Annotated in this window: 26 protein-coding genes; 12 read left to right on the forward strand and 14 right to left on the reverse strand. The window is 58.9% G+C overall.

From position 1 onward, the window contains the following. Positions 1-18: 18 nt before the first annotated feature. From ACQZ5F_RS10710 to motA, 14 genes are all read right to left on the reverse strand, one after another. Complete coding sequence (locus ACQZ5F_RS10710) at positions 19-1,323, reverse strand: flagellar hook protein FlgE (protein WP_225339471.1); 1,305 nt, start codon at positions 1,321-1,323, stop codon at positions 19-21. 105 nt (positions 1,324-1,428) lie between these two features. Then, positions 1,429-2,100 carry a response regulator transcription factor gene (locus ACQZ5F_RS10715; RefSeq protein ID WP_046800597.1) on the reverse strand — a complete coding sequence of 224 codons (672 nt, stop codon included), beginning with the start codon at positions 2,098-2,100 and terminating at the stop codon, positions 1,429-1,431. A gap of 282 nt (positions 2,101-2,382) precedes the next feature. Then, positions 2,383-2,949, reverse strand: coding sequence for a lytic transglycosylase domain-containing protein (locus ACQZ5F_RS10720; RefSeq protein ID WP_046800596.1), 567 nt, complete (start codon positions 2,947-2,949; stop codon positions 2,383-2,385). Next, the gene (fliK, locus tag ACQZ5F_RS10725; protein WP_448730469.1) at positions 2,897-4,258 is read right to left on the reverse strand and encodes a flagellar hook-length control protein FliK; all 1,362 of its coding nucleotides are present in this window, start codon (positions 4,256-4,258) and stop codon (positions 2,897-2,899) included. Before fliK ends, ACQZ5F_RS10720 begins: the two co-directional genes overlap by 53 nt. Beyond that, the gene (gene motC / locus ACQZ5F_RS10730; RefSeq protein WP_309581300.1) at positions 4,255-5,544 is read right to left on the reverse strand and encodes a chemotaxis protein MotC; all 1,290 of its coding nucleotides are present in this window, start codon (positions 5,542-5,544) and stop codon (positions 4,255-4,257) included. The genes fliK and motC overlap by 4 nt, the downstream gene beginning before the upstream one ends. Further along, on the reverse strand, positions 5,541-6,821 hold the full coding sequence (locus tag ACQZ5F_RS10735) for a MotB family protein (protein WP_448730468.1): 1,281 nt from the start codon (positions 6,819-6,821) through the stop codon (positions 5,541-5,543). The genes motC and ACQZ5F_RS10735 overlap by 4 nt, the downstream gene beginning before the upstream one ends. Then, positions 6,818-7,468, reverse strand: a complete 651-nt coding sequence (locus tag ACQZ5F_RS10740; RefSeq protein ID WP_448730467.1) for a hypothetical protein — start codon at positions 7,466-7,468, stop codon at positions 6,818-6,820. Before ACQZ5F_RS10740 ends, ACQZ5F_RS10735 begins: the two co-directional genes overlap by 4 nt. A 260-nt stretch (positions 7,469-7,728) precedes the next feature. Then, on the reverse strand, positions 7,729-9,045 hold the full coding sequence (locus ACQZ5F_RS10745; RefSeq protein WP_052817100.1) for a flagellin N-terminal helical domain-containing protein: 1,317 nt from the start codon (positions 9,043-9,045) through the stop codon (positions 7,729-7,731). Between the two features lie 298 nt (positions 9,046-9,343). Next, complete coding sequence (locus ACQZ5F_RS10750; protein WP_046800591.1) at positions 9,344-9,781, reverse strand: hypothetical protein; 438 nt, start codon at positions 9,779-9,781, stop codon at positions 9,344-9,346. 5 nt (positions 9,782-9,786) lie between these two features. Next, a complete protein-coding gene (gene flhB, locus ACQZ5F_RS10755; protein ID WP_046800590.1) occupies positions 9,787-10,869 on the reverse strand; it encodes a flagellar biosynthesis protein FlhB in 1,083 nt (360 codons plus the stop codon). A 129-nt stretch (positions 10,870-10,998) separates the two neighbouring features. Beyond that, positions 10,999-12,042: a flagellar motor switch protein FliG gene (fliG, locus tag ACQZ5F_RS10760; protein WP_046800589.1), complete on the reverse strand. Its 1,044-nt coding sequence runs from the start codon at positions 12,040-12,042 to the stop codon at positions 10,999-11,001. A 27-nt stretch (positions 12,043-12,069) separates the two neighbouring features. Next, positions 12,070-12,609, reverse strand: coding sequence for a flagellar motor switch protein FliN (gene fliN / locus ACQZ5F_RS10765; protein ID WP_046800588.1), 540 nt, complete (start codon positions 12,607-12,609; stop codon positions 12,070-12,072). Between the two features lie 65 nt (positions 12,610-12,674). Then, the gene (locus ACQZ5F_RS10770; RefSeq protein WP_052817096.1) at positions 12,675-13,634 is read right to left on the reverse strand and encodes a FliM/FliN family flagellar motor switch protein; all 960 of its coding nucleotides are present in this window, start codon (positions 13,632-13,634) and stop codon (positions 12,675-12,677) included. After that, a complete protein-coding gene (motA, locus tag ACQZ5F_RS10775; RefSeq protein ID WP_046800586.1) occupies positions 13,631-14,503 on the reverse strand; it encodes a flagellar motor stator protein MotA in 873 nt (290 codons plus the stop codon). Before motA ends, ACQZ5F_RS10770 begins: the two co-directional genes overlap by 4 nt. A gap of 185 nt (positions 14,504-14,688) precedes the next feature. Between motA and ACQZ5F_RS10780 the strand changes: the two genes are divergently transcribed. From ACQZ5F_RS10780 to flgH, 12 genes are all read left to right on the forward strand, one after another. Beyond that, positions 14,689-15,468: a DUF1217 domain-containing protein gene (locus ACQZ5F_RS10780; RefSeq protein WP_225339649.1), complete on the forward strand. Its 780-nt coding sequence runs from the start codon at positions 14,689-14,691 to the stop codon at positions 15,466-15,468. A 1-nt stretch (position 15,469) separates the two neighbouring features. Beyond that, complete coding sequence (flgF, locus tag ACQZ5F_RS10785) at positions 15,470-16,204, forward strand: flagellar basal-body rod protein FlgF (RefSeq protein ID WP_052817091.1); 735 nt, start codon at positions 15,470-15,472, stop codon at positions 16,202-16,204. An 11-nt stretch (positions 16,205-16,215) separates the two neighbouring features. Beyond that, entirely contained in the window at positions 16,216-17,622 is a 1,407-nt protein-coding gene (gene fliI / locus ACQZ5F_RS10790; protein ID WP_046800583.1) for a flagellar protein export ATPase FliI, read from the forward strand. Positions 17,623-17,626: 4 nt separating this feature from the next. Beyond that, positions 17,627-18,190, forward strand: coding sequence for a hypothetical protein (locus ACQZ5F_RS10795; protein ID WP_448730466.1), 564 nt, complete (start codon positions 17,627-17,629; stop codon positions 18,188-18,190). Between the two features lie 162 nt (positions 18,191-18,352). Continuing rightward, positions 18,353-18,745 (forward strand): flagellar basal body rod protein FlgB, encoded by a 393-nt coding sequence (flgB, locus tag ACQZ5F_RS10800; RefSeq protein WP_046800582.1) that lies wholly within the window; start codon positions 18,353-18,355, stop codon positions 18,743-18,745. Positions 18,746-18,748: 3 nt separating this feature from the next. Then, complete coding sequence (gene flgC, locus ACQZ5F_RS10805; protein ID WP_046800581.1) at positions 18,749-19,168, forward strand: flagellar basal body rod protein FlgC; 420 nt, start codon at positions 18,749-18,751, stop codon at positions 19,166-19,168. Continuing rightward, the gene (locus ACQZ5F_RS10810; RefSeq protein ID WP_046800580.1) at positions 19,165-19,500 is read left to right on the forward strand and encodes a flagellar hook-basal body complex protein FliE; all 336 of its coding nucleotides are present in this window, start codon (positions 19,165-19,167) and stop codon (positions 19,498-19,500) included. The genes flgC and ACQZ5F_RS10810 overlap by 4 nt, the downstream gene beginning before the upstream one ends. An 18-nt stretch (positions 19,501-19,518) precedes the next feature. After that, positions 19,519-20,307 (forward strand): flagellar basal-body rod protein FlgG, encoded by a 789-nt coding sequence (gene flgG, locus ACQZ5F_RS10815; RefSeq protein WP_003503427.1) that lies wholly within the window; start codon positions 19,519-19,521, stop codon positions 20,305-20,307. A gap of 20 nt (positions 20,308-20,327) precedes the next feature. Continuing rightward, positions 20,328-20,816 (forward strand): flagellar basal body P-ring formation chaperone FlgA, encoded by a 489-nt coding sequence (gene flgA / locus ACQZ5F_RS10820; RefSeq protein ID WP_080842295.1) that lies wholly within the window; start codon positions 20,328-20,330, stop codon positions 20,814-20,816. Further along, positions 20,813-21,934: a flagellar basal body P-ring protein FlgI gene (locus ACQZ5F_RS10825; protein WP_225339477.1), complete on the forward strand. Its 1,122-nt coding sequence runs from the start codon at positions 20,813-20,815 to the stop codon at positions 21,932-21,934. Before flgA ends, ACQZ5F_RS10825 begins: the two co-directional genes overlap by 4 nt. Beyond that, positions 21,931-22,467, forward strand: a complete 537-nt coding sequence (locus ACQZ5F_RS10830) for a MotE family protein (protein WP_046800577.1) — start codon at positions 21,931-21,933, stop codon at positions 22,465-22,467. The genes ACQZ5F_RS10825 and ACQZ5F_RS10830 overlap by 4 nt, the downstream gene beginning before the upstream one ends. Further along, positions 22,464-23,183, forward strand: a complete 720-nt coding sequence (gene flgH / locus ACQZ5F_RS10835) for a flagellar basal body L-ring protein FlgH (protein WP_046800576.1) — start codon at positions 22,464-22,466, stop codon at positions 23,181-23,183. Before ACQZ5F_RS10830 ends, flgH begins: the two co-directional genes overlap by 4 nt. Positions 23,184-23,202 lie beyond the last annotated feature (19 nt).

Raw genomic sequence — 23,202 nt, forward strand, 5'->3', positions numbered from 1 at the left:
CTGTCCTCGTAGGAATTACTATCTCTTCAGATTGATCAGGACGTCCATCAAATCCGATCCAGTCTGGAAGACCTTCGAATTCGCGGTATAGATACGCTGGGATTCAATCATGTCGGTGAGTTCACTGGCGATATCGACGTTTGAGCCTTCCAGTGCACCCTTCTGGATGTAACCGAAGCTGCCCGTCTGCGCGAAACCGATGGTAACGACGCCCGACTCGTTGCTGGGCAGATAGACGTTGCCGTTCTGCGGGCTGAGGTTGTCGACGCTCGGCACGGTTGCCAGCGCCAGCTGGTAGATGTTGCGGCGGCCACCATCCTGATAGACTGCCGTCACCACACCGTCCTTGCCGATTTCGACATCCTTGATCTGGCTCGGACCGTTACCGTTCAGGATTGCGGTGCCGGGCGTGAACTTCGAGGAGAACTGCGTCATTTCGGACAGATCGATCTTGATCGACTGCGCTACGCCGCTGACCTGATCGTCGATGGTGATGGATGTCGGAGATGCAGGGGTTCCGGTTTTCAGCTTGTTGGTCGCCGGATCGAAGACCAGCGTTACCTTCTCCTGCACCAGATTTGCAGCCGGTGTTGCCGTGTAAGGGAAGCCGCCATTCGTCGACTGATCCTGACGATAGACCGACACTTCCCATTGCGGGTTGCCGGACGTGTCATTGTCGATGCGCGTATAATAGAAATCGTAAAGGACTTTGGCACCACCGCTGTCGAATGCCGTCAGCGATGTTTTTGCGCCGATCTTTGCGGTTGCGACGTTGTCACTGGGGCGCGAACCTCCCGGTACGATTGCTTCGTCACGGTTCAGGTTGGCCGGGAAGCTACCCTGCGTCGAGGGCGACGCCGTCAGACCAAAATTGTTGACGTTGATGGCCTCGAGACCGGTAAAGCCGTTGACGACGGCAGCCGGCGGGTTGGAGCCGTAGGGGTAACCCATCAGCTGGAAGCCCGCTGCGTTTTCCAGATAACCTTCGGCATTCTTCACGAAGGAACCGGCGCGCGTGAGGTAAGGCGTGCCTGCACCATCCTGAACCACGAAGAAACCGTTGCCCTGAATGGCAAGATCGGTGCTCGAGGTGGTGTAGGAGAGGTTGCCCTGCTCGGAAATGCTGTAGCGTACATTGGACTGCACGCCGCCGGAGGCATAGCTGCCCGACGAGGAGGGCAGAACGAGCGAGGAGAACGACGTCGATGCGCGCTTGTAGCCGGTGGTGCTTGCGTTGGCGATGTTGTCGCCCACGGTGCCCAGCTTGTTCGCCTGCGCATTCATGCCGGACACACCGGTTCGCATAGTGCCGAAAATACTCATTCAAAAACCCTCGTGGTCATCTTTCAGGGAGAAGGTAAAGCGTTTGGCTTGCGTGAAGCTGTCTGAAATACCGCGTTTGAAAAAGACCACGCGGGTCAATGAAGATCATTGCCAATCAATGCTGTAGCCGAGGAACCGCTTGGAATCGACCGGATCGTAGCCGAGCTTCTTGCGCAGCTTCTTGCGCAGCTTGCTGATGTGGCTTTCGACGACATTCTCTTCGACGTCATCATCGAAGATGCCGTAGATGGCATTGAAAATCTGCGTCTTGGAGACGCGGCGTCCGCGATTGGCGATCAAATATTCAAGGATGCGGCGCTCGCGGCGCGGCAAGGGAAATACTTCGCCACCGACTTCCGGATCACGGCCATCGGAGAAAACCCGGATAGGTCCGGCATCGGTAAAGTTCGAAATGACCTGCAGCCGGCGACGGATCGCCGCCGCACGCGCCAGGATTTCACGGGGGTGAACCGGCTTGCGCACGACATCGTCGACGCCGCTGTCGAACAGTGCCAGCGTCGATTCCAGCGAGGGCTGGTCGCTGACCGCGATAACCGGCGCCGTCGTGCGATCCCTGATCGCCTTCGGCAAAGAGAAGCTCCGGTCGCCCTGGCCGATCAAGAAGGCCTCCACGGCCGCAAGATCGCTTTCCGCTGCCGTCGAGACCCACTCCCCGAATTCGACCGGATCGAACCCGGTCGAGGGAATGCCCTCACGCCCAAATAGAGATGTATAGCCGTCTTTAACGAGCTCGCGCTCATCAACCACTACGATCATTCGTCCGCCTCCGAATCAGTGTGGTGTTTTCCAATAAGGCATTGGTACGAATCGGGGGATTCAGCGACAACTGTAGGAAATCATCGATAGATATTAATAATTGATTAACTATTTTGTGCCGATTTGATCTATATATAGTGGTTGTTAACCATATATGGCACAAAATTTTTGTGTAAAAATTTTAAAATTCCCAAAAAAACGCTTGCAGCGCCTTTTTTCGATCAATCTATCGCCACATTTCAAATTACGAGTCCTGCGGTTCTTAAAGACAATTTCAGGTTGTCAACCGTCGCAGAAATTTTTCGCGTTGGCAGTCCATTTTCCGTAGCCCGTCGCCACCAGATTGGCGATGACCCGGCAGACATATTTCTTCTGCGCCGGATCGTTATTGGGGCCGGCATGATAACGCGCGACCGCCATGGTCCAGGTTTCATGCCTGTTGTGAAGGTTGCGCAGGAACATGGCGGCATATTCGACATTGCGGCGCGGATCGAACATTTCGCGCGCGGATGTGAAGTTTTCGCCGTGAAAATAGTGGTTTATCTGCATGCATCCGAGGTCGATCAGCTTGGCGCCATTGCGCTTCGCCGCCTCGAAAGTGGTCAATGCCTCCTCCGTGGATGCGGCAAATACCGGTTTTCCTTCAATATTCATGGCATTGGGGTCAAGCCGCCCCTTGCGGCCCGTCTCGGTCAGGCCAACGGAATAGAGAATTCCCTCCGGCACGCCATATTTGCGGGCGGCGGACTGGATTTCTCTTTCACAGACACCTGATGTTGCCGAAGCCGAGGCTTTTTCAGAGGTAGACGCCATTGTCAGCAGAAGAACGGCCAGAGCCGAGAGCGCCATCCATGCCTTCATTATGCACCCCCAAATTATCACCATTGCCTTGCCGGCCATCCCGTGCGCCGGACTCGTCACGGTTGCGCCCTGCAGCGGCCTGCTGGCCCTGCTGCTGCGCCTGCTGATTTTGCTGATTGTTGCCTTGTGTGCCCGTTTGGTCACTCTTGTCGGAAGAAGCGATGCTGATCGTGATGTTATCGACCGTCAGACCCTGCGCTTTCAGGCCATCAAGGATGCTCTTGCTGTCTTCCTGAAGCTTTTTATAGGCCGCAACGCTCTCCACCGTCATGTGAACGGCGAGCTCGTCGCCGGCCAGACGCAGCGACATCGTCACCGATCCAAGCTCGATCGGCGTCATATGCAGCTTCAGCGTATGGACAACCTTGCCTGTGCTGCTCTGGGCAGCGGCGTTGGAGAGCGACGAACCGGGCTGCATCGCGCTGACCCATTCCGGATCATTGGCGATGAGACCGGTCAATGCGGATGCGTTGGTCGATGGCGCCAGGCCGATGAACCGCCGTGAATCGAGCACCGTTATCGTATCCGCCGCCTTGCCGGTGCTTTCCCGGGCATCAAATTCAACGCGGCCTTCGCGCTGAACCGTGCTCATGTCGAGGGCGCGGGACGTGCCGGAACGCGCGGAGGCGAAGCGGAATGCCGAAGCACCATTTTCGCTATCCGAGCCGGATTCGGCCTCATTGCCAGCAAGCTCGGCCCGTGTCGGCATGTCCTTGGGCGAAGGCTCTGTCTTGCCACGGACGGTCTCGGTCCTGTCGGATTTGACCGGATCAGCCTTGCCGGCGATCGCCTGTGCGATCTCCTCAAGCGGTGTCTTGGCCGTCGCGATATCGCCGACATTGGTCGCGATCGTATTCATATCCGCCAGTTTCGGCTCAATGGCATCCGCCGTCGTTTTCGTATCCTTGTCGGCGTCGTCCTTGAGCTTCTTGCCGGTCTTGCCGTTTTCGACCGATGTGCGCGCCGGTTTCCCCGCGTTTTGAAGTTCGGCTGCCGTCTCATGGCTGCGACCTTCTGCGGAATGGTCGCTGCCGATCACATTCAGGAAGGTCGAAGGCCGCTTCACCGGCGTCTTTGTTTCCTCTTCGCCACCTTCGGGCTGTGCATGCTGCTCCTCAGCCGAACCTGCTTCCTGCTGATGGCGCGAATGCGGTGCCTGCGTTGGGCGCTCATCGCGAACGGTGGACAGGGCCTCGCCGAAACTTCCGCCCTTGGCGTCGTCCCTGACTGCGGCGCTGCCGGCACGCGGATCATTATATGGCGCATTCACTATCGCGTTGATGGTTCCGTCGATCATGGTGCCCCCTCGCCTTTCTTCAACAGGCTATCGATTTCATCAAGCTTGCTGCGGCCGCTCGTTACGAGTTGCCGCACATTCTCGCCCTCATCGTCAGCCTTGTGGGTTTCAACCCGCCATATGCTCTTTTCTCCAGTGCCAGCTGTCCCATTCGAGGATGGGTTCTGTCTGGCGTCCTGCTGGGTAGTCGCAGCGCCGACCTCGGCGCCGGGCTGCCCCGGCTGCAACGAGGGTGGGCGGACCACCTGCTCGGCGATCGCCCTTGCTGCATCCCGCAGCGCCCTGTCGCGATCTGAAAGCTGCCCTTCGGGGATCTGCACGATCGTCTCGATCGCACTCACCACATCGGGCGTGCCGATGTTGGAAAGGCTTTCATAGAGATTTGCCTGTGCTTCCGGCTGGTCCGGCAGGGCGGGAGACAGAGCTTTCGCCTTCAGCGCCGCCATGCGTGCCAGCCCGTCCTTGCCGCTGATCGCCGCCAGACGGGAGAGGCGCAGATAGGCTTCCTTCTGCCTTTCCGTGTCCATCATGGCGAATGTTTCCTGTATCGCTTCCTCGCTGATGGAATCCGCCCGCTTGACCACCAGCGAGACCAAAAGATCCGCAAACTGGCTGGCATAGGGCGAATGCAGGAAGCGCCGCGCGTAGCGCTGCGCATAATCGACACCGCGCGCCGCATCACCGTCTTCAACCGCAATCGCCAGCGAGCGGCGAAGGGCCGCCTCCTCGACGATGGTGCCTGGCGCTTCGAGCCGGGCTATGTCGTAGAAACCGAGGGCCGCCAGCGGATCACGCGGGATCGTCACGTTGCCGCCGATCAGTGCCAGGTAGGCGCCGATCCGGGTGCCGCGATATTCCGGCACCATGGCTGCAATGCTCTGCGCCACCAGCGTTCCCTTACCCGAGAGGTATTTGCGCAGGATATCGGCGACGCGACTGTCGAAATTGCCGTCCACATCGCGCGCGACCAGCAATTCCAGCGTCGCCGGATTGCCGCCGCTCATGGCATAGACAAGCGCCGCATCGACATTACGCGGATCCTTGAAGATCGCCGATGGTGCACTTTTAAGCCGCTCGTCGATCGTCTGGAGCAGGAACCGCTGCATTTCCGTTGCCGAATGGTCGCCCATGGCAACCGAATCCTGCACGAATTGCAGGGAGCGCAACATGGCGTAGGGCATGAGGCTGTCTTGCGATTGCGAGAATGCCTTGATCGGCTCCGCACCGAGACCGCAAAGCGTCGCCGCGAGAAAAAGCCAGCGTTTCGAGGATTTCGTCACACTCACCCCCGATCGGCCTCAAGCAGGATTTCGATACGGCGGTTGGCATCCGCCAGAGGGTCTGCCGGCACCTGCAATCTGCGATCCGCAAAGCCCGAGACCTGTTTCACCCGCTCTTCCGACAGGCCGCCACGCACCAGCATGTAATAGGCGCTGTGGGCGCGATCCATTGAAAGCCGCCAGTTGTCATTGGCTTCGCCCTTGAACTGTCGTCCGTCGGTGTGGCCGCGGATCACCACGCTGCCGCCCCGTTCCTGAAGCAACTTGCCTATCTTCTCCATGGCCAGAACCATTTCACCCCGCGGCACGGCCGATCCGACATTGAACATCGGCGTCTCAGACTGGTCGGAAATGGTGAGCAGCAATCCACCTTCGGCCGGCGTTACCACCAGGCCTTCAGCGAGCTTGCCGGTAATGCCTGAAATCTGCTTTTCGATTTCTTCGCGCAGCGTGTCGGCCTTTTGCCATTCGGCATCAGTGGCCTGCTGCTCGTCTGGCTGAGATTTTGCGAGCGCGGCCTGCTCAGTGGCGTCCGGGCGTTGCTGCGGTACAACGGCGGCAACTTCCATCGGCTTGCCGTCCTGCGAATGATCCGCGGGCTTTTGAGAGGCTGCGGCTAACACCGCTTCAGCATCCTTGGCGGCATCCGGTTGCTTCTCCGCCGTCTGCTGCGGCTCCGTCGGGTTCTGCTGCTGGTCGGCGCGGGTGATCTTCACCTGCTGGGTCCAGAAATCCGGGTCGAAGGGATCGCGATAGGCTTCACCACCGCTTGCGCCCGTCGCCGGGCCGGAATCAGCAGCACCGCCCTCGCCCTTGGCGCTGACATTGGCCTGCTGCCCGACCTGTTGGGCGATTTCCGCCAGTACCGAATAGGGGTTCTCAAAAAAGTCGGCTTCCGAGAAATTCGACTGTTCGCCAGTCTGGGACGTCAGGTCCTCGCCCGTCGCCGCGGCAGAGCCCTGGGTTACCTTTTCCGCCTTGATATTCGACTGGTCCTTTTTCTCGACACCCTCTTCCTTGTCCACGGGCTTTTCCAGCCCCTTGGACGAGGGTTTTTCATCGGACAGTTTTATCGGATTGAAATAGCTGGCGACCGAGGCTTTGGTCTCCTCATTGGCGGCATTGACCAGCCACATGACGAGGAAGAACGCCATCATGGCCGTCATGAAGTCGGCATAGGCGATTTTCCAAGCACCGCCATGGGCGCCATCGTGTCCACCCTTGTGGCGTTTGACGATGATGATCTCGTTTTTGCCGTGGTGGTGATTTTCGCCTTCACTCATTTCATCACCTTGCGAAGACTGGACGCCCAGGCGGACATGCGGGTCACGAACACGCTTTCACCCAGTTCGACGGAAAGGTCGATGTCCGTGGTCTCGGTAAATTTCATCGTTTCTTCTTCGAAGCCCGGTTGGGCCTTCAAATGCTCGAACAAATCTCTGGGACCTTTGACGACAATTGTGACAGCCTCGCCATCCGGCATGGAAGCGCGCACCACATCCGCCAGCGCAGACACCGACTTGAGCGACAGCTCTTCCGTCAGAACCGGGGCAAGGATACTGGCCGTCTGTTCGCTGAGATTGGCCGCGATCGCATCGATGCCCTCACGCAGACCCCGGGACAGGAAAACCGCAATCTCCTCGAGATAGACGGAACGCAGGGCCTCCAGTTCGGCCGCATGGGAAGCCAGTAACGCGTCCTGCTCGGCCTGCATCTTCTCAGTGATTTCCCGGGTCGCATCGTCGCGGCCACGGGCATAGGCAGCCTGTTTTTCGCTTTCGACATCGACAGTCTCGAACTCATCGAAACCGGCAGCGACATCACCGAACCCGGACATGCCCTCGGCATCCGCCAGCGGATCGCCAAACGCCAGCCCGGCGGGCTGGCTGTCACCGAAATCCTTGAGATATCTTGCAATAGAGGCGCTCATGCGCGCCCCCGGCAAAACTGGCCAGAGAGGCGAGACATGTTTCCTTGCCTGCGATTTAAGCCGTTTGGCGGCACCATCGTCATCCTTGCTACCCTGTCCGTCTCTTCCATTGCTCCGGCCGGATCACGCCATGCGATCCAGCCGATATTGCCCCGACGTTAGGTGTTCAAACTTGTGCGAGGATGAAGGCGGCCTGTTCCGGAAGCCCGCGCCTTGTCTCCGCGTCTTGTCTCCGCGCCTGCCCACGCCGGGCCAAACCCTTACTTGAAGAGCTGGAGGATATTCTCCGCGTTGGCATTGGCGATCGAAAGCGACTGTATGCCGAGCTGCTGCTGCGTCTGCAGCGCCTTCAGCCTGGTCGATTCCTCGTTCATATCCGCATCGACGAGACGACCGATGCCCTTGTCGATCACGTCCATCAGGCTCGAAACGAAGTTTTCCTGCATATCGATGCGGCTCTGCAGCGAACCAAGGCTGGATGCCGCGCTGGTCATCGCTTCAAGCTGTCCGTCGACAAAGGACATCATCGCATCCAGCACATCGGCTTCGGTATATTGCTCTCCCGTCATCGTTCCCATTTTCTGGGCGAGGTCGGTCAGCTTGTTGATGTCGAGCGTCGATACCGAGATTCCGAGTTTGCGGGTGTCGGGATCGACTGCCGCGGAAATGTCGTAGTACCAGTTGGTGTTCGGCGATGTCGTCGTTGCGACCGGTGTGGTGCTGTCGGTGGCCGGAGCGGCGGCACTTGCCGGATCCGTAGAGGTGAGCTTTACCCAGACGCCGTCACCGATCTTCAAATATCCCTGGGTACTGGCGGCATTCGTATAAATACCCGTTGCCTTGAGACTGAAGCCGGCCAAAGCAGCGACCTCGCTGTCCTTCAGCGTAGTAACCACGTAATTCTTGTCGGTGACTGTCGGAAGTGCAGGTAGCGCGGGCGTGTCCGTCGTGCGCATCGTGACCGACGTCTCGTTCTTCCGGAGGAAGCGGGCCTCGGTGTCGAGAATGCCGAATTTTCCGCCGCTCAGATCGAACAGCACGGTGCTCGAATCAAGCGAATAATCGACAGTCGTTACGCCCACCGAGCCTGCAGCGGTGCGGGTAAACGAGGCAACGATCTTCTTGATGGTCGGCTCTTCGGCAGCCGGTGTCTTGCCATCGCCGATTTTCGCCTGGAGCCAGTTTTCGCCGGAGAAGGAGGCCGATTCGGAAATGCTTTTCAGCTGGTCCTGAAGCTGCTTGATTTCTTCCTGGATCTTCGTCCGGTTGCTACCTACGCCATAGGCGGCGACCAGCTTCGCCTTCAAAGACTTGACCGTCTCGATGGCACTTTCAACGGCCTCGAAGGCGGTGTCGACCTTGGCCGCTCCCAGACCCAGCGCATCCTGTACGGCCGAAAGCGCCGTGTTGTCGGAGCGCATGGTCGTGGAGATAGACCAATAGGCCGCGTTATCCGCCGCCGTCTCGACACGGTAACCCGAAGAGACACGCGCCTGCGTTGTCTCAAGGCTCTTGTCGATCATGCGCAAGGTTTGCAGCGCGGCCATTGCCGCCGCATTGGTCATAATGCTGGTCATGGGTTCCACCCAATTCAAAATGTAAGAAGAAATCCGGCGCAGCGCCGAAAACGAGCAGGAGCATCATGCGCATCGGCGATGGTTGAAATGAGCCACCGCGACCTGCCGTTCGTTAACAAATCGTTAATTCGATAGGTACCAAACAACAACGCTGATTTGCAAGGCGTTCCTCGCTTCGCCGGAGCGGTTTTGCTTAAAGCGGCAGGCTTCAGGCAAGCTCGGGCAAAAAAGCGATCAAACAAAACCGCTGCGACCGCCGTTTCGGCAGTCGCAACGGATAATTATCCGGTGGTGATGTTCAGGCCGCCTCGCCCTGATGGGCCGGAACGAATCGGGCCGCCATCAGGCTTCTGCGCAGGAACTCGGTATTCTCATCCGGATTTTCCGACGGGTTCTGAAACGAAACATGATTGATCTCGACCGCCGCATGTTCATTGGCGAGAATCAACTGCGCATAGACCGTGGCGCCTTTCGGTTTGATTTCGAGATCGAGAACGATCTCCGGGGCGCCTTCCCATTCAAGCTTGTATTCGCCACCCGCACCGAAATTGATCGTGCCGGGATGATAATAAAGCTCCGCGGCGGAAGAGACGAGGTCGGCGATGCTGCCATAGCACTCGAATCTGAGCAACGAAATCAGGTCTGCCGGGTCTAGCAATCGTAATTCGGTAGCGATCGGGTTGATCGCCTCTGCGACGATCATTTCCCGCTGTTCAGAATAGGCGGATTTTTTCATTGGTTTTATTGAACCCGTATTTTCGATGACTTCATGGCGTAAACCCGATGAACGAGCTCAGCCACAGCCTTATAAAAGGCTGGTGGAATCACACTATCGATCGAGACTTGCGCAAACATGGAGCGTGCGAGCGGTGGGTCTTCAAAAACGGGGATATTGTTTTCTTCCGCAATCTCGCGGATTTTCAATGCGATAAGGTCCTGGCCCTTGGCGACGACAACAGGCGCGTCACCTTCTTCGCGCACGTAACGCAACGCCACCGCAAAGTGTGTCGGGTTGGCGATGACAAGTGTTGCGCGCGGCACATTGTTGATCATGCGGCGGCGGGCGCGATCGCGGGCGATAGAACGCTGGCGGGATTTGACCACAGGGTCGCCCTGCGATTGCTTGTACTCTTCCTTCACCTCGTGTTTCGTCATTTTCAGCTGGCTGAACCAATGGTGGCGCGTCCACAAAAGATCGACGGCGGCAAGCAATGCGGTCGAAAGCAGGATCACGACCATCATTTTCTTGACGATCTCGACGACCCTGACAAAAATCACCTGCGGATCGGAAAACATCAGGTCGATGAGGCTGTAGAAATCGCCGCGCAGCGACATGAACATGATGATCGAGACGATCAATATCTTGAACAGCGACTTGCCGAATTCCACGAAGCCCTGCTTGCTGTAAATGCGCGTGAACCCCTTTGCGGGCGAGATGCGCGACCATTGCGGGCGCACCCTCTCAAGCACTGGCGATGGCAGGTTCTGGAGAAACGACGAGGCAAGGCCGAAGACGATGAACATGATCATGGCCGGCATGAGCAGATAGGCCATGGACGTGCCGAGGAAATAAAGCAGAGACAGGGCATCAGGCCGGGTGCTGAGGTCCCATTGTTCGGGCTGACCGAACAGGTCTTTCAGCGTGACGCCAAGACGGCCGGCGCCATCGGGCAAAAAGAAGACCAGATAACAGTAAAAAGCGAGCGACGAGGCAAAGATCGGCACTTCCCGAGAGAAGGGAAGATTGCCCTTCTCAGCCGCATCGCGGAGCTTTTTCTCCGTCGGGGCTTCTGTTTTACTGTCCTTGTCCTCATCGTCTGCCAAGGCACGTTCCCGGGATCAAAAAAAAAGGCCCGCCGATCCCGGCAGGCCGTCATCCCGAAACTAGCGTCCGGGGCCGGCCATCGCAATGGCCGGTTCTGCCCGAAGGGTGGGTTATCAACCGGCTTCCGCTCAAGCGGCGGCCGATTGTTCTTCCGCGCCGGCTTCCTTCAGCTGGATCTGGCCGGAATTGGCCAGACGGATAGCCTCCTGGGCAACTGCGCGGCGGGCGATCGCCACTTCGCGGGTGTTGACCGAGGCCTGCGGTACGGCAAGATCCGATTCGATCATGCGGCGCTGGCGCGGGCTGATGCTGGACAGCACACATTCCTTGATTTCCATCGTGGCGCCACGCAGCGCCATGGTCAGAACGTCGGCCGAAACATCGTTGAGCAGCATGACGCGGCTGCGCTGCGGCATGAACATGAGATCGTCGAAGAGGAAGATCTTCGGCTTGACCTTGTTTGCGGCTTCCTTGCTCAGAGTTTCGAGCGAGCTGAGCAGCGTATCGACCTGCGGCTTTTCCAGCTCGTTCATCAGATCGGCAACCTTCGTGGAGCCGCCTGCATTGCGTTCCGCTTCGATCTCGTTGATCAGATTGATCACACGCTTCTCGATGATCTGGGCAGCCGTCGGGCTCACTTCCTTCATGTTCACCGTGCGGTTCATGATATCGGCGCGCTGCTCTTCGGGAATGGTCAGGAGAACCTTGGCACCGAAGGATGAGGGCAACATGGAGAGGATATAGGCGATGGTCTGGGGATGTTCGCGCAGCAGGAACTTGCCGACGAATTCCGGCTCCGCTTCCTGCAGGCGATCCCAGATCGAGGCTTCATAGGCCTGGAAGGCTGCACGACGACCGAGAAGGCTGTCCACCTCTTCAGGGGTCAGGCCTTCTTCGAGAATGCTTTCGATTGCCTTGGCATTGTCCATGAGACCCGTTCCTTCGGTGAACAGGTCTTCGAACTCCGCCACGATCTGCGCAAGTTCATCGGGAGGAATGACGCGCAGGGTCTGGGCCGAGGAAATGATCATCTGCAATTCGTGCTGCGTAAAAAACTTCAGCAGCTTGCCGGCGACGCCCTTGCCCATGGCAAGCAGCACCGCGGCCGCCTTGTCGGCCTGAGACAACGGCTTGCCCGCAAGGGGGTTACCGAAATCCTCGAAGTCCATCATGGTCTTTCCTCTCCGTCCCCACAGGGATCAGGCTTTTCTGGTACTCATTACTTCAATCAATTTTACGCCGAAGCGCGTATCGTCGTCTTCAAGTACCGTTATCTCACCGCGCGCAATACGGCGGCCATTCACCATGATCTCGACGGGCTCGCCAATCTTGCGGTCAAGCGCAATCGTCGCACCCTCTTCGAGGCTCATCAGTCCCGAAACCAGCATACGGCTGGTGCCGAGAACGATCTGGACATCGATCGGGATGTCCATGATCAGTTCCATGTTCTCGGACAATCCGCTGCCAAGCGGCGCCTTCACACCCGCGACCTGCGGGGTGGTGGCGAAATCATCCATCGCAAAACTGGCCGCTCCGCCACCGAAGGCGGAAAGGTCGGTATCATCGGAAGCGTCGTCCGTGCTTCCGAAATCGCCGAAGTCGCCAAAATCGGACAGCGAACCTTCCGCGTCCGTCTTGAGGACGCCACGCAGATCGCCGATAGCCTGGTCGATGTCGCCGGCATCTTCCAGCGACGGCAGCTCCGCATCATCGGTCAGAGGTGTTTTCTTCGTAGCCATGCGCTGATTATTCCCTTTGAAACTTGCGTCAGCCTGCCCAGAGCCCAAAAAGGGCGGGCAGGATTTTAACCCATCAAATGTCGCAAAATCTCGTCGTCCGTGCTGACATTGTTCTTCACCCGAACCATGTAGCGCTCACCGGACTTGCCGAATTCGCAATTATAGAGCTTGGAGCCGTTGGCGCTGACCTCGACGCCGATATCGTCCTGCTTCAGATCCTGAAACGGAATGACATCGCCGGCCACCAGTTTGGAAATCGTCCGCAAGGTCAGCGTTTCGAGCTTGATACGCGCCTCGAGCGTTACCTGCGATCTCTTCACCTGCTGCGAGATCATTTCCATCCATTCCTCCTGCTTCTTCAGCGCCTGGGCCGAAGCCTTGGGCGCGACGATGGAGGTCTTGAGCAGGGGCCGCTGCGGCACGATGAGAGAAAACTCCGACGAAACCTTGCCGATATCGATCTTCATGCGGATGCTGACGCCGTAAAGGCCGGCAATCATCTCGTCGAAGGCGCTCTTTCCATTGGCACTGAACGGCGGGTCGATTGTCGCCTCGAAGCCGCCCGGCGCGTTGACGCCCGAACGCAGCACGCCCGCGATGCGGCCGAGAACCATGGCCGCAAGGTCGAGTTCGATATGCGACAGGTTGCGCTCGTCAGGTTCGCCGATGGTGTCGGGTGCAGCACCCAGCATGCGCTCCATGAGCGCGATGACAAAGCCGTTGCCGACCGCCATCATGAAATTGGGGCACCAGTTGCGCAGCGAACAATCGGCAACCGAGACGTTGTGCCCGACATTGGCGATGAGATCGGTCATCAGCCCCGATTCGGAACCGATATATTCGACATCGATCGCGATGCCGGTCTCGCTGTGAAAGATATCAGGCAGGAATTCGCTGTAGAGATGGCCGATGTCGGAACCGATCCTGGCGATCGTCTTGCGATCGGAAAGCCCACCGGTGAGTTGCGCGAGCAGGGCCGTGTCGATGGCGGGGGCTCTTTGCGCTGCAGCTTTTGCCATGGTCATGCCGCCTTGTTTTCGCCGCCGGGATTCATCATCTCCTGCTCGACGGCGTCGATGGACGGCCGCTCGTAGTTGGAGATGGTCTTGCGGCCATATTCAAGCGCGACCTGCGGCACCGAACCGTTCATGTAGGCGATCAGCGTCTGCTTGACGATGATGTAGAGGCGGTGCTGCTTGGAGCGGACGATCTTGACCTGCGATGCGAGCGGGTTGCAGATCGAATAGGACAGGATGATGCCGAGCATGGTGCCGACGAGTGCGGCGCCGATCAGGCCGCCCAGCACTTCCGGCGATTCGTTGATCTTGCCCATGGCCTTGATGACGCCGAGAACCGCCGCGACGATACCGATGGCGGGGAAGGAATCGCCCATGGTGGTGATCGCGTGGTAAGGCTTCAGCTTGTCGTAGAGGATGGTTTCGATTTCTTCATCCATCAGCGCCTCGATTTCGTGGCTACGGGCATTGCCGATGATGATGAGGCGAACGTAGTCGCAGATGAACGAGGTCAGTTCCTTGTTCTTCAGAACCGAGGGCGCCGACTGGAAGATCGAGGATTCTTCCGGATTGTCGATATGCGCTTCGATCTCGTTGCGCGATTTCGTGCGCAGATCGCGCATCAGCGAATAAAGCACGCCGAGCACGTCGAGATAATTGCGCTCCTTCGGAACCGAATGTTTGAAGGCCTCGCCGAGCGCCTTGCCCGAATCTTTCACGACCTTCATCGGGTTCGCCATGATGAAGCCGCCAAGCCCCGCTCCGCCGATAATCAACAGTTCGAACGGCTGGATGAGGACGTCCAGATGGCCGCCCATCGCCATGTAGCCGCCGATGATGCAGCCGAAGGTGATTATAAGTCCAATTACAATATTCATTGATCGACCACGCCCGAACAGTGTTCCATGCCGCCATCTCTAGAAAATGTGGCTTGCGTGAACCTGTCCGCTACGCCTCTTTCATGCTTCTCCGGCAACCAGTTTCGCACAAGCAAGCTACGGCAATATGCCGGCAAAGGCGGACGTGCGCCTTGAGATCGGGATCAAACGAGAGCGGCGGTTCAGTGACTTCCACCTACACCAGCTACAGACTGATCAGTCAGGACATCGGCAAGTCGCTTGAGCGCGTGTCGAAGCAGCCTGACGTGGCGCGCGAAACCGAATATTACCGCGCGAAGATCGGCGATGTGAAATCCATCGACGACTTCATGGCCGATACACGCCTTTTTAATTATGCGTTGAAAGCCCATGGCCTTGAGGACATGGCCTATGCGAAAGCCTTCATCCGCAAGGTGCTGACGGAAGGCACCTCGGACAAGGATGCCTTCGCCAACAAGCTTTCCGACAATCGTTACGCGGATCTGGCGAAATCACTGAATTTTGCCGAGCTTGGAAAAGCTGCGACCGCGACCGAGGCTGCACAATCGGGCACCATCGAGAAATATACCCGCCAGACGCTGGAACAGACAGCCGGCGATGACAATAACGGCGTCCGGCTTGCGCTTTATTTCGAGCGCAAGGCGCCGACGATCAAATCAGGCATGGATTTCCTGGCCGACGATGCGCTCGCGCAGGTGTTCCGCACAGCCTTCAACCTGCCCGACGAATTTGCCGCTGCGAGTGTCGAGAAACAGGCCGCTCTCATCGAAAAATCCATCAAGATCAAGGATCTGCAGGATCCTGAAAAGGTCGGCAAGCTGCTCGAGCGTTTCACCATCATGTGGGAAATGCAAAACCCCTCAACGACCTACGACCCCTTGGCCGTTTTCGGCTCCTCCAGCGGCTACGGCATTTCCCCGGACCTGCTGATTTCCATCAACTCCCTGAAACTCGGAGGCAAATGATATGCAATCCGGACTATATGTCGCCCTGTCCTCACAGATCGCGCTGGAGCGCCGTCTCACCACCATTTCCGATAATATGGCGAATGTGAACACGGTCGGCTTCCGTGGCTCCGAAGTAAAATTCGACGAAATGGTCGCCAAGAACCACAATGACATGAATGCCAAGGTGGCCTTCGTTTCACAGGGCAATGACTATCTCTCCACCCGCCAGGGCGCTTTCGAGCAGACCGGCAATTCCTTCGACTTCGCCATCAAGGGCGACGCCTGGTTCTCGATGGACACGCCTGATGGCCAGATTCTCAGCCGCGACGGCCGTTTCACCATGCGCCCGGACGGCGCGCTGATCTCTTCGAACGGTTATCCCGTCCTCGACGCCGGCGGCGGTCCCATCCAGCTCAATCCGAATGGCGGACCGATCACCGTCGGTCTCGACGGTGCCATCAGGCAGAACGAGAATATCGTCGCCACGCTCGGCATCTTCAAAGCCGATTTCTCGCAAGGTTTCCTGCGCCATCCCAATAGCGGCGTGAAGCCCGTGGCCCAGCCGACACCGGTCGTCAACGATCACGAGGTCGGCGTCGTTCAGGGCTATCTCGAACAGTCGAACGTCAATGGCATTTCCCAGATGACGCAGCTCATTCAGGTCAACCGGGCCTTTGAGAGCATTTCCTCGCTGATGCGCGATACCGAATCCACCTTCGGCGAAGGCATCAAGACGCTTGGCGGCGCGCGTTAAGGAACTGAGCAATGACAATGCCGGAACCCATGCTCTCGGCTGAGGCGATTTCACCGAAACTTGCCCAGCTGGCGAGCCTCGCCGGACACTATGCCGATCCGGAGTTTTCGGTGGCGCCGGGTGGCCATGTCCGCACCATCGCCGCCGGACACTATACGGTTTCCGGCCTTTCGCGGCATGTGAGGCTCGGCGAGTTCGTCGCCCATCGCAGCACGACCGGCATCCATCTCGGCGAAGTCGTGCGCGTGGAGCCGGATATCTGCTATGTCTGCCCCATCGAACCCGGTGAACCGATCGGTATTCACGACACCGTCATCCGCAAGGGCGCTTTCCGTGTCGCGCCTGACGACAGCTGGTGCGGGCGCACCATCAATGCGCTTGGCGAACCCATCGACGGCCAGGGGCCGCTTTCCTCCGGTACAGAGCGCCGTTCGATCTCCAACAATGCGCCACCATCCATGACGCGCAAGCGCGTGGAGACGCCTTTCAAGACCGGCGTGCGGGCAATCGATATTTTCTCTCCCTTGTGTCTCGGCCAGCGTCTCGGCATTTTCGCCGGCTCAGGCGTCGGCAAATCCACGCTGCTGTCGATGCTCGCCAAGGCCGACGCTTTCGACAAGGTAGTGATCGCGCTCGTCGGCGAACGCGGACGCGAAGTGCGCGAATTCATCGAAGACACGATGGGCGAAAACATGAGCAAGTCCATCGCCGTCGTCGCCACCAGCGATGAAAGCCCGATGCTGCGCAAGATGGCCCCGCTTTCCGCCGTCACCATTGCCGAGCACTTCCGTGACAAGGGCGACAACGTTCTTCTTATCATCGACAGCGTCACCCGTTTCGCCCATGCGATCCGCGAAGTGGCGGTTGCTTCGGGCGAGCCGCCGGTTGCGCGCGGTTATCCGGCCTCGGTCTTTACCGAACTACCGCGGCTTCTGGAGCGGGCCGGCCCCGGCGCCGAAGGCACCGGCACCATCACCGCCATCGTCTCTATTCTGGTCGATGGCGACAACCACAATGATCCGATTGCCGATTCGACCCGCGGTATTCTCGACGGCCATATCGTGCTGGATCGTAGCCTTGCCGAAGAAGGCCGTTATCCGCCGATCAATCCGCTCGCCTCGATCTCGCGTCTTGCCAAGAAGGCCTGGACGCCGGATCAGGAAAAGCTGGTCTCGCGCCTGAAGGCGCTGGTGCATCGCTTCGAGGAAACGCGGGATCTGCGCCTCATCGGCGGCTATCGCCCCGGCACCGATCCCGATCTCGACATGGCGGTAAAGCAGGTCCCGATCATCTATGAAACGCTGAAACAGCTTCCGAACGAACCGGCGGCGCAGGACGCCTATGCTGATCTCGCGACAGCGCTACGTGGCGGAGTGCAGAACAATCAGCCGCAGGTAAACCCGAGAATGAGAGGCTGACGCCGTGAAAAAGAAAAAGATCGACAATGGCGACGTCGAGGATACACGGTCGCAGCCGCCTTTCTTCACGCTGGACCGCATTCTGGCCTGGACGGGAATTGGACTTGCCGCAGCGGCGGCCTTTTTCCCCTGGTATGTGTTCTTCAATGAAGACAAGTTTGGAATAAAGGTTGCGGGCGGTGACCGCACACGCGACCTGCCCCACACAGGCCCCCGGGAAGTCTTCAGCGTTTCGCCGATGGCCATGACCAACCGCAACAAGGAAGACATGCCGCAACCGGCCGAACTGCCTGATATGCTGACGACGGCGACAGTCAACGCCAGCGGCAAGGAAAAGCAGAACGATCTTGCCGTCGGCGTGGAAGACCAGCCCTTCCCCGGTCAGACTTCCTTCCGTTTGCTGCATGTTTCCAACGGCCGCGCGCTGATCGAGGACGGATCGGGCATGTATATGGTGCGGGTCGGCTCCACCCTGCCAGACAATGCGCTTCTGACCAAGATCGAGCAACGCGGCGGCGAATGGCAGATCGAAACGTCCTCGGGTAAAACCTATCGTCCTGAAAAGTAGACGATTTTTTCTTCCTTGAAAAAAAGGCGTGCCGCATCTGCCGGCGCGCCTTTTTTGTTTCACGGATGGCCGTTCTTCCGCCGTTCGGCGTCTTTGCCCCTCCCCGCAAGTCTGACGCAAGATTAGGTGCTTAGGTTCGGGCCATACGAGATGGAGAAGTCTATGCAACCGATTCAACTGTTCGATCTGGCATCCCGCCAAGCGGAATGGCTGAGCGTGAGGCAGGAAGTCGTGGCGACCAACATCGCCAACGCCAACACCCCCAAGTTCCACGCCAAGGATGTCAGCCCTTTCGAAGCGGTCATGCAGGCCACCAGCCAGCAGGTCGGCATGGCAAAGACCCATCCCGCCCATTTTGGCGCGAGCAACCTCAGCGAAAATATCGCCGTGCGCGACAACCCGGTCAATAACGAGATCGGCATGCAGGAGTCCGGTAATTCGGTCGCGCTTGCTGAGGAAATGACCAAGACGGGCGAGATCAAGCGGCAGTACGACCTGAACGCCAATCTCGTCAAATCCTTCCATCGCATGATGCTGATGACGGTTAAGAGGTAAACCATGGATCCCTTGAGTGCGGCGAGCAAGATCGCGGGCAGCGGCCTGGAGGTGCAGTCCACCCGACTGCGCGTCGTGTCCGAAAACATCGCCAACGCCAGATCGACCGGCGACACCCCCGGCGCCGACCCCTATCGCCGCAAGACCGTTACCTTCGGTTCCGAGCTCGACCGCGTCAGCGGTGTGGAGCGCGTGACGGTGAAGAAGCTCGGCGTCGACCGTGGTGACTTCGTCAACGAATACGACCCCGGCAACCCGGCCGCCGACACAAACGGCATGGTGAAGATGCCGAACGTCAACATCCTGATCGAAATGGCCGACATGCGCGAAGCCAACCGCAGCTATGACGCCAACCTTCAGGTCATCCGCCAGACACGCGACCTCGTCGCTTCCACCATCGACCTTCTGAAGGCATCGCAATGATCGACGGCATCAAGCAACTCAGTTCCCTTTCGCTCACGCGCGGCGCAAGCGATATCTCCTCGCTGACCGAAAGCGTTTTCGGCAGCCAGCAGACGACGCCCGCCCAGCAGACGGGCGCAAGCTTCGCGAGCGTTCTCGGCAACGTATCGCTGGATGCGATGAACAACCTGAAGAAGGCGGAAGTCGCCTCCTTCGAAGGCATTCAGGGCAAGGCGAACACGCGTGAAGTGGTCGATGCCGTGCTTTCGGCCGAGCAATCGCTGCAGACCGCCATCGCGCTGCGCGACAAGATCGTGTCGGCCTATCTCGACATTACCAAGATGCAGATCTAGCCCAGCGGGAATATTGATATGAGAGCTCTTGCAATCGCCGCCACCGGTATGGACGCCCAGCAGACCAATCTGGAAGTCATCGCCAACAACATCGCCAACATCAACACCACCGGCTACAAGCGCGCGCGTGCGGAGTTCACCGATCTGCTCTACCAGACGGAGCGCATGCAGGGCGTGCCGAACCGCGCCAATCAGGCGATCGTGCCGGAAGGCGCCAATATCGGTCTCGGCGTGCAGACGTCTGCCGTCCGCAACATTCACACCCAGGGCAACCTGATCGAGACCGGCAACAAACTCGACGTGGCGATTATCGGACAGGGCTGGTTCCAGATCGAAGCGGCTGATGGTTCGACGCTCTACAGCCGCGCCGGCGCCTTCAACAAGAATGCCGACGGCAATCTGGTGACGGTCGATGGCTATAATGTCATTCCCAACATCAACATCCCGACCGACGCGCAGGACATCACCGTTACCCGCACGGGTCAGGTGACGGCCCGTATCGGCAACGCCGCTGACTTCACCGAACTTGGCCAGCTGACCATCGCCAACTTCGCAAACGAAGCCGGTCTGAAGCCGCTCGGCGACAACCTCTTTGCCCAGACGCCGGCTTCCGGCGACGCGGTCATCGGCGTGCCGGACGATCCGAGCTACGGCTACATCAAGCAATCCTACCTTGAAGGCTCGAACGTCGACGCCGTCAAGGAAATCACCGACCTGATCACGGCGCAGCGCGCCTATGAGATGAATTCCAAGGTCATCACCACCGCTGACGAAATGGCATCGATTGTCAGCAAGAACCTGAAGTAAGAACGGAAAGGCAGGCGGACATGAGGTTTGGCCGAAAAAATAACAGCTGCAGAACGGCGCTCGTCCGTATGTGCCTGGCGTCTGCCTTTTCACTTGTTGCCATGGCGCCGGCTTTCGCCCAGGCGCCGATGGCGCTGGTTCCCACACGCACCATCTATCCGGGTGAAACCATCTCGTCCGACCAGGTGAAACCGGTGGAAGTGACCAATCCCAACATTTCCTCGGGCTACGCGACCGACATCAGCGAAGTTGAGGGCATGATTTCCAAGCAGACCCTGCTTCCCGGCCGCACAATCCCGGTCGCCGCCCTGCGCGAAGCGTCGCTGGTGGTGCGCGGTACCAGCGTCAAGCTCGTTTTCACCATCGGCAACATGACGTTGATGGCTTCGGGAACGCCGATGACCGACGGCTCGCTTGGTGAGGTGGTGCGTGTGCGCAACATCGATTCCGGCGTGATGGTCAGCGGCACGGTCATGAAGGACGGAACCATTCAGGTGATGGCGAAATGAGATTGCTTCGTATCCTGGCCGCGGCCATTCTGTTTTCGACCCAGCCGTTCCTTCCCGTAGCCGCAGCCCACGCCGATACATCCCGTATCAAGGATATCGCATCGCTGCAGGCCGGACGCGACAACCAGTTGATCGGATACGGTCTCGTCGTCGGCGTCCAGGGCACGGGCGACAGCCTGCGCTCCTCGCCATTCACCGAACAATCCATGCGCGCGATGCTGCAGAACCTCGGCATCACCACGCAGGGCGGCCAGTCGAATGCCAAGAACATCGCCGCCGTGATGGTGACGGCAAATCTGCCGCCCTTCGCCAGCCCCGGCAGCCGTGTGGACGTGACGGTCAGTTCGCTGGGCGACGCCTCTTCGCTTCGCGGCGGCACGTTGATCATGACCTCGCTTTCCGGCGCAGACGGGCAGATCTATGCGGTTGCGCAGGGAGCACTGATCGTCAACGGCTTTTCGGCGCAGGGCGATGCCGCGACGCTGACGCAGGGCGTCACCACATCCGCGCGCGTGCCGAACGGCGCGATCATCGAGCGTGAATTGCCGTCCAAATTCAAGGATTCGGTCAATCTGGTCCTTCAGTTGCGCAATCCCGATTTCTCGACTGCGGTGCGTGTTGCGGACGTTGTCAACGCCTTTGCCCGCGCCCGTTACGGCGATGGTATCGCCGAGCCGCGCGATTCGCAGGAAATCGCGGTGCAGAAACCCCGCACCGCTGACCTCACCAGGCTGATGGCGGAAATCGAGAACCTGACGGTGGAGACGGATACGCCCGCCAAGGTAGTGATCAACGAGCGCACCGGCACGATCGTCATCGGCGCGGATGTGCGCATCTCCCGCGTTGCCGTCAGCTATGGAACGCTGACCGTGCAGGTGACGGAATCGCCGCAGGTCATCCAGCCGGAGCCCTTCTCGCGCGGCCAGACCGCCGTGCAGCCGCAGACGGACATCATGGCGCTGCAGGAAGGCAGCAAGGTCGCCATTGTCGAAGGTCCCGATCTTCGCACGCTGGTTGCCGGTCTCAACAGCATCGGGCTCAAGGCGGATGGCATCATATCCATCCTGCAAGGCATCAAATCCGCCGGCGCCCTTCAGGCGGAGCTTGTGCTGCAATGATGGAACTTCTTAAAAACCAAGCCCTGCCGAATGGTCTTGTCCGGTTCGCAGCCGTTGCCTCCCTGCTTTTCCTGCTGCCGGCCGCCGGCGCCGAAAGCCAGCAGAACGTGGTGTCGGAACTGAGCACGCAGGATGAAATCCAGAAATTCTGCACCAACATCGCCGATGCCGCCCGCGATCAGCGGTATCTGATGCAGAAGCAGGAGCTTGAAAAGCTTCAGGCCGACGTCAACGAGCGCATCTCCGTGCTGGAAGACCGCAAGGCAGAATATGAGGACTGGCTGGCGCGCCGCGAACATTTCCTCGCCCAGGCGAAAGCCAATCTCGTCGATGTCTACAAGACGATGAAGCCGGACGCCGCCGCACCCCAGCTCGAGAAGATGCATGTGGAGATCGCGGCCGCCATCATCATGCAGCTGCCGCCGCGCCAATCCGGCCTCATCCTCAGCGAGATGGATGCGCAGAAAGCCGCCACCGTCGCCGGCATCATGTCGCAGGCAACCGACAAAAACACTTCGAAGGATCCTTCATGAGCACGCGTCGTCTTCCGGCCCTCCTCCTGCCGCTGGCTCTGCTGGCAGGCTGCCAGAACAACCAGACCCTGAAGGAAATCGGCAACGCACCCGCGATGAGCCCGATCGGCAGCGGCCTGCAATTCAGCCAGACGCCGCAGATGGGCATGTATCCCAAGCAGCCGAAACATATGGCGAGCGGCTATTCGCTATGGAGCGACAGCCAGGGCGCATTGTTCAAGGATCTGCGCGCGCTGAACATCGGCGACATCCTGACCGTCAACATCCAGATCAACGACAAGGCCGATTTCGACAACGAGACCGAGCGCAACCGCACCAATTCCAGCGGTCTGAACTGGAAGGCCAAGGCGGAAATCTTCGGCTGGACGCCGGAAGCGGACTCCAACATCAAATACGGATCCGACACCGACACCCAGGCCAAGGGCAAGACCAAGCGTTCTGAAAAGCTGACGCTGATGGTGGCTGCCGTGGTGACCGGCATTCTGGAAAACGGCAACCTCATCATCAGCGGTTCGCAGGAAGTGCGCGTCAACCATGAAATCCGTATCCTCAATGTCGGCGGTATCGTCAGGCCGCAGGATGTCGATGCGCAGAACATGATTTCCTATGAGCGTATCGCCGAAGCCCGCATCTCCTACGGCGGTCGTGGCCGCCTGACGGAAGTGCAGCAGCCCCCGGTCGGTCAACAGGTCGTCGACCTGTTCTCGCCGCTCTGACGCCGGTTTGCGGGAGCGG

The sequence above is a fragment of the Agrobacterium sp. 22-210-1 genome (assembly GCF_053522525.1).

Excerpts from the sequence above, each read along its gene's own strand:
- ACQZ5F_RS10810 (WP_046800580.1), top strand. The coding sequence starts at position 19,165 with ATGATCGACGGCATCAAGCAACTCAGTTCCCTTTCGCTCACGCGCGGC.
- ACQZ5F_RS10720 (WP_046800596.1), bottom strand. The coding sequence starts at position 2,949 with ATGGCGCTCTCGGCTCTGGCCGTTCTTCTGCTGACAATGGCGTCTACC.
- flgF (WP_052817091.1), top strand. The coding sequence starts at position 15,470 with ATGCAATCCGGACTATATGTCGCCCTGTCCTCACAGATCGCGCTGGAG.
- fliI (WP_046800583.1), top strand. The coding sequence starts at position 16,216 with ATGACAATGCCGGAACCCATGCTCTCGGCTGAGGCGATTTCACCGAAA.
- ACQZ5F_RS10745 (WP_052817100.1), bottom strand. The coding sequence starts at position 9,045 with ATGACCAGCATTATGACCAATGCGGCGGCAATGGCCGCGCTGCAAACC.
- fliN (WP_046800588.1), bottom strand. The coding sequence starts at position 12,609 with ATGGCTACGAAGAAAACACCTCTGACCGATGATGCGGAGCTGCCGTCG.
- ACQZ5F_RS10825 (WP_225339477.1), top strand. The coding sequence starts at position 20,813 with ATGAGATTGCTTCGTATCCTGGCCGCGGCCATTCTGTTTTCGACCCAG.
- ACQZ5F_RS10750 (WP_046800591.1), bottom strand. The coding sequence starts at position 9,781 with ATGAAAAAATCCGCCTATTCTGAACAGCGGGAAATGATCGTCGCAGAG.
- ACQZ5F_RS10740 (WP_448730467.1), bottom strand. The coding sequence starts at position 7,468 with ATGAGCGCCTCTATTGCAAGATATCTCAAGGATTTCGGTGACAGCCAG.
- flgC (WP_046800581.1), top strand. The coding sequence starts at position 18,749 with ATGGATCCCTTGAGTGCGGCGAGCAAGATCGCGGGCAGCGGCCTGGAG.
- ACQZ5F_RS10830 (WP_046800577.1), top strand. The coding sequence starts at position 21,931 with ATGATGGAACTTCTTAAAAACCAAGCCCTGCCGAATGGTCTTGTCCGG.
- ACQZ5F_RS10770 (WP_052817096.1), bottom strand. The coding sequence starts at position 13,634 with ATGACCATGGCAAAAGCTGCAGCGCAAAGAGCCCCCGCCATCGACACG.
- flgA (WP_080842295.1), top strand. The coding sequence starts at position 20,328 with ATGAGGTTTGGCCGAAAAAATAACAGCTGCAGAACGGCGCTCGTCCGT.
- fliK (WP_448730469.1), bottom strand. The coding sequence starts at position 4,258 with ATGATCGACGGAACCATCAACGCGATAGTGAATGCGCCATATAATGAT.
- motA (WP_046800586.1), bottom strand. The coding sequence starts at position 14,503 with ATGAATATTGTAATTGGACTTATAATCACCTTCGGCTGCATCATCGGC.
- fliG (WP_046800589.1), bottom strand. The coding sequence starts at position 12,042 with ATGATGGACTTCGAGGATTTCGGTAACCCCCTTGCGGGCAAGCCGTTG.
- ACQZ5F_RS10735 (WP_448730468.1), bottom strand. The coding sequence starts at position 6,821 with ATGAGTGAAGGCGAAAATCACCACCACGGCAAAAACGAGATCATCATC.
- flgG (WP_003503427.1), top strand. The coding sequence starts at position 19,519 with ATGAGAGCTCTTGCAATCGCCGCCACCGGTATGGACGCCCAGCAGACC.
- ACQZ5F_RS10715 (WP_046800597.1), bottom strand. The coding sequence starts at position 2,100 with ATGATCGTAGTGGTTGATGAGCGCGAGCTCGTTAAAGACGGCTATACA.
- flgH (WP_046800576.1), top strand. The coding sequence starts at position 22,464 with ATGAGCACGCGTCGTCTTCCGGCCCTCCTCCTGCCGCTGGCTCTGCTG.
- flgB (WP_046800582.1), top strand. The coding sequence starts at position 18,353 with ATGCAACCGATTCAACTGTTCGATCTGGCATCCCGCCAAGCGGAATGG.
- ACQZ5F_RS10710 (WP_225339471.1), bottom strand. The coding sequence starts at position 1,323 with ATGAGTATTTTCGGCACTATGCGAACCGGTGTGTCCGGCATGAATGCG.